The organism is Ferruginibacter sp., from assembly GCF_014377975.1.
Lineage (GTDB): Bacteria > Bacteroidota > Bacteroidia > Chitinophagales > Chitinophagaceae > Ferruginibacter.
Genome location: NZ_JACMOO010000423.1, coordinates 1 through 5,840 on the forward strand (window position 1 = coordinate 1; position 5,840 = coordinate 5,840).

General features: G+C 39.6%; 6 protein-coding genes. All 6 read left to right on the forward strand.

Annotated features, from left to right (window positions below):
* Window positions 1-71 precede the first annotated feature (71 nt).
* Window positions 72-1,922 carry an asparagine synthase (glutamine-hydrolyzing) gene (gene asnB, locus H7254_RS20680; RefSeq protein WP_301934786.1) on the forward strand — a complete coding sequence of 617 codons (1,851 nt, stop codon included), beginning with the start codon at window positions 72-74 and terminating at the stop codon, window positions 1,920-1,922.
* The gene (locus H7254_RS20685; protein ID WP_301934781.1) at window positions 1,919-2,923 is read left to right on the forward strand and encodes a RimK family alpha-L-glutamate ligase; all 1,005 of its coding nucleotides are present in this window, start codon (window positions 1,919-1,921) and stop codon (window positions 2,921-2,923) included. Before asnB ends, H7254_RS20685 begins: the two co-directional genes overlap by 4 nt.
* A 24-nt stretch (window positions 2,924-2,947) precedes the next feature.
* Window positions 2,948-4,027, forward strand: coding sequence for a DegT/DnrJ/EryC1/StrS aminotransferase family protein (locus tag H7254_RS20690; protein ID WP_301934782.1), 1,080 nt, complete (start codon window positions 2,948-2,950; stop codon window positions 4,025-4,027).
* Complete coding sequence (locus H7254_RS20695; protein WP_301934783.1) at window positions 4,028-4,570, forward strand: acyltransferase; 543 nt, start codon at window positions 4,028-4,030, stop codon at window positions 4,568-4,570.
* A gap of 72 nt (window positions 4,571-4,642) precedes the next feature.
* On the forward strand, window positions 4,643-5,596 hold the full coding sequence (locus tag H7254_RS20700) for a glycosyltransferase family A protein (RefSeq protein WP_301934784.1): 954 nt from the start codon (window positions 4,643-4,645) through the stop codon (window positions 5,594-5,596).
* A partial coding sequence (locus tag H7254_RS20705; RefSeq protein WP_301934785.1) for a hypothetical protein occupies window positions 5,587-5,840 on the forward strand: 254 nt, incomplete at its 3' end. The genes H7254_RS20700 and H7254_RS20705, both read left to right, overlap by 10 nt.

The window sequence follows — 5,840 nt, forward strand, 5'->3', positions numbered from 1 at the left end:
ATAAAAAATTCATGTGTGGAATTACAGGGTAAATCAACACCGATAATCATCCAATAGGCAATACAGCCGTAATCAGGAATATGCTGGCTGCCCAGAAACACCGGGGGCCGGATGATTCGGGCATCATGGCTTTTAATTTGTTCGATCAAACAGCTAAGGAGTATCCTCACCAGGAAACAGAGGCACTTGATCAGCAATTTGAAGGGATGTGTGGATTTAACAGGCTAAGCATATTGGACCTTTCTACAAATGGTCACCAGCCTATGTGTTCGTCGGATGGGAAGGTAATACTAATGCTGAATGGCGAAGTTTATAATGCCTTTGATTTAAAACCTGCATTGGTAGCAGATGGCTGCAATTTTAAAAGTACCACCGATACGGAAGTGGTGCTTTACCTGTATTTGAAATATGGAATGCATGATATGGTGGAAAAACTAAATGGCATGTTTGCCATTGTGGTTGCCGATCTTAGAAAGCGTAAATTGTACATTGCCCGTGACAGGTTTGGTATAAAGCCAATGTATTATTATAATCGAAACGGGGTGTTGGCTTTTTCATCTGAATTAAAAAGTTTTTATGCACTGGAACAGTTTAAGGCAAGCCTCAATGCCGGCTTGCTGGATGAATACCTGGTATTTAGGAACAACCTGAATAAAACACTCCTGGATGACGTAAACAGGTTGGCCCCGGGTCATTATCTCACGTATAGTCATGGAGCCGGAATAAAGGATACCGCTTATTTTGATATCAATCAATACCAGCGCAAACCTGCTGCTGACACGAACTTTGACGGCGCTTTACGAAACTTCGAACTTGTATTGGGTAAAAGTGTGAAGTCGCAATTGATGAGTGATGTAAAACTGGGTTGCCAGCTATCCGGCGGAATTGATTCGTCGCTGGTAACCTGGCTGGCAAAAAAAATAAAGCAGGATGATTTACTGGAAACCGTGTCCATAACATTTGATGACAAGGGTTTCAATGAACAGCTGTTCATTGAAAAAGTAACTAACCAGTTGGGTCTTGTGTCGCACCAGTTTCCGCTGAAAGCTGATTTTTACCGGGAACATATTGTGAAAGCAACCTGGCATTTGGAAGAGCCAATCAGTCACCCCAATAGCATTGGAATATATTTACTGGCACAAAGGGCAAGGGATTATGTTACGGTATTATTAAGTGGCGAAGGTGCCGATGAAGTTTTCGGCGGTTATGCCCGGTTTTACGCCGCAATGTACCCTTGGGCTAACAGGAAGTTGCTGGCAGGGTTAAAACATGCAGACGTAAATCCGATAACGTATTTAAGCCGGTACGCCGATCCGTTTATGCGGGCCAATATTGATGTAGCCTCCATGTCAGAAAAAATGGCCAAATCCTTAAAAACTGATTTTAGTTATGAGCAGGCCACCGGTCAGCGAAGGGCTGTGTATGATCAATTGACGGGCTCCGTTTTTGACAAACAGGTTAAATACGATATGTCTACTTACCTGCCCGATCTGTTAACGAGGCAGGATAAAATGTCGATGGCACATTCCATTGAGAACAGGGTACCTTTCCTGGATAATGATGTGGTTGATCATTCGTTTACCATACCAGCCGAATATCTGATCAAAAGAAAAACAGCCGAGGGAAGCAATAATGAAAAATACCTGTTGAAAAAATTATGCGCCGGCGTATTTGGTAAAGACTTCGCTTTCAGAAATAAGGGGGGCTTTGGAATACCCCTGCGTGAATTTATGAGTGAACCGATGTTTAACAGTTACTTGCGGGATGAAATTTTACCCGGTATTAAAAGGAGGAATATCCTTAACAGCGTGCAGGTTGAAGGCTGGATCAATAATTTGCAAAAGATAAGCTCTGCTGAATTAACATCCCTGTGGATTGTGGTGGGGCTTGAGATATGGATGAAACAATTTATTGACCGATGAAAATAGCGATACATCATACAGAAGTTAGTTTTAGCGATCGCTGGGTTAGTTATTGTGTACAAAAAAATATTTCTTACAAGTTAGTGGATTGCTATAAGGATAACATTATACAACAATTGTCTGATTGTGACGCATTGATGTGGCATTTCCACAATGCCAGCCCCAAAGACACTTTATTTGCAAAACAATTATTAAATTCTGTTGCAGCCTCCGGAAAAAAGATATTTCCTGATTACAACACTATGTGGCATTTTGATGATAAGGTGGGGCAAAAATATTTGCTTGAAGCAGTAGCAGCGCCGATGGTTACATCATACGTTTTTTACACAAAAAAGGAAGCCATTGAATGGGTAAACAGTACCGGGTTTCCCAAAGTATTTAAATTACGCTCGGGTGCATCCTCAGCAAATGTACGTTTGGTTAAATCAAGACAAGAGGCCGTTCGTTTGGTAAACAAGGCATTCGGCAAGGGGTTTAGTCAATATGATCCATGGCCTAATTTTACGGAGCGCATCCGCAAGTTTAAACATGGCAAAGCGTCTTTATTCAATGTATTCAAAGGGTTTATCCGATTGTTTTATACTACTGAATTTGCAAAAGTAGCAGGCAACGAAAAAGGATATATTTATTTCCAGGACTTTATTCCGGGCAATGATTGTGATGTCCGCATAATTGTAATAGGACAAAAAGCATTTGCCATGCAGCGAATGGTGAGGGAAAATGATTTTAGAGCATCTGGCAGTGGTATTACTTTTTACAAAAGAGAATTGTTTGATGAGCAGACTGTTAAAATCGCCTTTGACCTTACAAGGCAACTAAATGCCCAATGTCTGGCTTTTGATTTTGTTTATAAAGAAGGGGCTCCACTTATTCTCGAAATCAGTTACGGCTTTGCCATACAGGTTTATGATGCCTGCGAAGGTTATTGGGATAGTGAAATGAACTGGCATAAAGGGAAATTTATACCCCAAAACTGGATGGTTGATTTAACAATAAAATAATTACTTGTATAAAAATTATAAACAATGATTCCTGTAACAAAGCCTTTTCTTCCACCAAAGGAAATTTACACCCAGTACCTTGATGGTATATGGGAAAGAAACTGGTTAACCAATAATGGGCCGCTGGTAAATGAACTGGAATTGAAGTTAAAAGAATGGCTGAATGTAAAGCATTTGCTTTTTCTTACTAACGGTACCGTTGCACTCCAAATTGCCATCAAAGCCCTGGGTTTACAGGGGGAGATTATTACTACTCCATTTTCCTATGTGGCAACAGTTAGCAGTATTGTGTGGGAGGGATGTGAAGCGGTATTTGCAGATATTGATGCAGATACGCTCAATATTGACCCTGCAAAAATTGAGACATTAATAACTCCACGTACCAGTGCAATTTTAGCAACCCATGTGTATGGAAATCCCTGTAACATAGCCGCTATTGAAAAAATAGCTCAAAAACACCAACTGAAAGTGATATATGATGCAGCACATTGTTTTGGAACCCAATACAAGGGGCGGTCGGTTTTTGAATATGGGGATATAAGTACAACCAGTTTTCACTCTACCAAATTGTTTCATACCATTGAAGGAGGTGCACTATTTACAAAGGATGCAGAGCTATTGAAGAAGATGGCATACATGCGCAATTTCGGGCACGACGGTCCGGAAAGATTTGCAGAGCTTGGTATCAATGGAAAAAATTCAGAATTCCATGCAGCCATGGGCTTAGCCAACCTGCAGTACATAGATAAAATACTGATAAGCCGAAAAGAACAAAGTGATCATTATGACCAGGCATTGATTAACCTGGATAAAAAGAAAATTAAAATAAGTGAAGAAGCCCAATTCAATTTTGCCTATTATCCCATTGTTTTACCCACTGCAGAAATTACTGTAAAGTTTATTGAAGAATTGAACAGGCACCTTATATATCCCAGGCGTTATTTCCATCCTTCATTGAATTCATTGCCTTATGTGCACCCTGCGGTAGTAAGTGTAAGTGAAGATATTAGTCAGCGGGTAATCTGTTTACCTCTTTACCATACACTGACAAGAGAAGAAATTTATATGATAGCAAGACTATTGTTAAGAATTCAAAATAACTAAATGGCTTTTATTCCAAGAGATCAACTGCTCAGGATGAAATTTAAATCGCTGGGTGCCGAAGTACTTATTTCGGATAAAGCCAGTATTTACAGTCCGTCAACTATTTCAATCGGAAACAATGTAAGGATTGATGACTTTTGCCTCCTCTCCGGCGAAATCAGCTTGGGCAGTTACATTCATATCGCTGCTTACACAGCATTGTATGGTAAATTTGGCATTGTAATGGAAGATTATACAGGGCTTTCGCCACGCTGTACTTTATTTAGTGCAAGCGACGATTTTGGAGGTAATTTTCTCATCAGCCCCATGGCTCCCGAAAAGTTCACTCATGTGACCGGGGGACAAATCGTACTTAAAAAATTCTGCCAGGTAGGCGCCAATACTGTAATTCTACCGGCTGTAACGTTAAATGAGGGTGTAGCGGTCGGTGCCATGAGCCTGGTTAAAAAAGACCTGGAAGCATGGAGCATATATGCGGGCAGCCCACTGCGCTATATTAAAAAGAGAGAGAGGGGGTTGCTAAAATTTTATGCGCAGCAATAAAAATATTATGTATATTTTGATAGTTTTAAACAGTGACTTTCCGAAACTGCCGGGTTAATCACTTTTGTTTCAATGAATTTTCCCGTATTAATTATAGTTTATAACCGGCTGCAACACCTGCAACAATGTATTGATAGCCTGGCTAATTGCGACCTGGCAGATGATACAGTTGTATATATTTCTTCCGATGCCCCCTACACTGATGCGCATACAACGCAAATTCAAGCAATACGGGAATATATTTTATCCATTCGCCGGTTTAAACAGGTAATACCTGTTTTCCATAATACCAACAAAGGCCTTGTAAAAGCCATTCATGATAGTGTGTCGGTTATTTTTAAAGAATATGAAGCGCTTATTTTCATGGAAGATGACAACATCGTATCTCCTGATTTTTTGACTTACATGAATGCGGGCTTACATTTTTATACGGATAACCCCAGGGTAATTTCGGTTTCCGGATTCTCTCAATCTATATTTTTTGAAGAAGATTTATCAAAAATCAACCAAACCTATTTTACGCACCGGCACTGTCCCTGGGGTTTTGGTATCTGGAAAGATAAATATTTATACGACCACCAGTATAGTATAGAAGATGTAAGAAAGGACTTGAATGAGAAAAAATTTGTTGAAAGATTAAATAGCATCGGAATTGATTTACTTTCTTCCTTTAAGCACCTTATCCAACAAGGAAATATGCTAAAGGCCGATTATCTTTTTGTGTACCATATGATAAAAAATAACCTGGTTACTGTGGCTCCTTATGCCACCAAGTCTTTTAATACGGGGAATGACGGCAGCGGAACAAGAACTAAGCATAATAGCAGATTTGTAAATTTTGATAAAAGCAAGTTGCTTAAAAAAGTTGACTTTACTTTTAATGAGTCGGTAGACCAGAATCTTAATAACAGCTTTAATGCAAGATTAAATAACAATAAGACATCCCGATTAAAACAAAGGCTGGATAAACTTGGATTGCTTAAACTGGGATATGCAGTTCATAGGTTAAAAATAAAATGGAAATAACCAGTAATAGGATACTGATTGTATTACCAAAATTGACTTGTGGTGGCACCGAAAGAACGGCTGCAGAGCTTGCTAATTACATTGCTGCAATGGGAGGCAGTGTTACTATTTTATTAATGTACCGGGAAGAATTGTTCTACGATCTGCACCCAAACGTAAAATTGATTCAACCAGGCGGTGCAAGAAAGAAAATGGGGCGTATTGTCTATATCCCCATCCTGATGAATTATCTGCGTAAAAATAT

Excerpts from the sequence above, each read along its gene's own strand:
- H7254_RS20685 (WP_301934781.1), top strand. The coding sequence starts at position 1,919 with ATGAAAATAGCGATACATCATACAGAAGTTAGTTTTAGCGATCGCTGG.
- H7254_RS20695 (WP_301934783.1), top strand. The coding sequence starts at position 4,028 with ATGGCTTTTATTCCAAGAGATCAACTGCTCAGGATGAAATTTAAATCG.
- H7254_RS20700 (WP_301934784.1), top strand. The coding sequence starts at position 4,643 with ATGAATTTTCCCGTATTAATTATAGTTTATAACCGGCTGCAACACCTG.
- H7254_RS20690 (WP_301934782.1), top strand. The coding sequence starts at position 2,948 with ATGATTCCTGTAACAAAGCCTTTTCTTCCACCAAAGGAAATTTACACC.